The organism is Vibrio sp. 10N.222.52.B7, from assembly GCF_041474275.1.
Lineage (GTDB): Bacteria > Pseudomonadota > Gammaproteobacteria > Enterobacterales > Vibrionaceae > Vibrio > Vibrio crassostreae_C.
On record NZ_JBFRTU010000080.1, the window covers coordinates 2,657 to 3,546 of the forward strand.

At 39.6% G+C, this 890-nt stretch carries 1 protein-coding gene; it reads right to left on the bottom strand.

What is annotated here, in order from left to right; all coding sequences use genetic code 11:
• Positions 1-90: 90 nt before the first annotated feature.
• Positions 91-654, bottom strand: coding sequence for an SPOR domain-containing protein (locus AB4512_RS18735; RefSeq protein WP_017069919.1), 564 nt, complete (start codon positions 652-654; stop codon positions 91-93).
• Positions 655-890: the final 236 nt, after the last annotated feature.

An 890-nucleotide genomic window follows, 5' to 3' on the forward strand; every position in this document is an offset into this window, starting at 1 on the left:
GTTCGAAAGATCGAGCGATTAACTATTAAACAAAACAGCGAGTCTTAAAACAAAAGAAGGAGCATTTGCCCCTTCTTTATGAATCAAAACTTAGTTCAACTTGTTAAGCGTTGGGTATTCAGAGTTCTTGATGTCATCAATGCTCTTAACGAACGGCTTCAAGTTTTGGAAAGTGTTCGGCAGTGTTGAGATTGCCTTTTTAGCTTCTAAGCGTGTTGCGTAGTCACCATAAAGTACCGTGAACCACTTAGTGCCGTTAACCATTTTGTAGTTTTCCCAAACTGGTTGAGAAGTCGTAGGTAGCATTTTCACGAAAGAATCGACTTTACTTTGGCTGCCAACAGCAACAACTTGAACTGTGTAACCAAAACGTTGGTTCATGTCTTGTTGTTTCTTGGTTGGGCCTGTCACTACTGCAACTGGCTTAGCTTGAGTCGTTTGAGCGACTTTCTGTTCAACAGGTTCGGTTCTGATAACGTTGACAACATTTTCTTCAACAACGCTTGTTTGCTCAGATTGAGATACAACTGGAGCTTCAACTTTTGCCGTTTTGTACTCTTCTTGATAACTATCTGAAGTGACATTGGTAACGTAGTCGTCAGATACACACGCAGCCAAGAGCAGTGGCAAAGTCACAATTGCAAATTTTTTCATGGAAAGCTCTATATCCTTAATAATAATTACTATAAATCATGCCGATACGTCGGTTTATAATCAAGTTAACTTTGGGATTATACACCATTAGTGGGTGACCTATTTCACAAACTTTATGCAGTGTTTGCTTATTCATCTGAATTCGGTGAATTTGCCATCAACCTGTGAGTGCAAAGTAAGTTACGATGAACTTACGTGCATTGCTAGGATATGTCTATGAATCATCTTGATCCCCT

What these genes read in the sequence shown, in the direction of transcription:
- AB4512_RS18735 (WP_017069919.1), bottom strand. Translation starts at nt 654, where the DNA reads ATGAAAAAATTTGCAATTGTGACTTTGCCACTGCTCTTGGCTGCGTGT.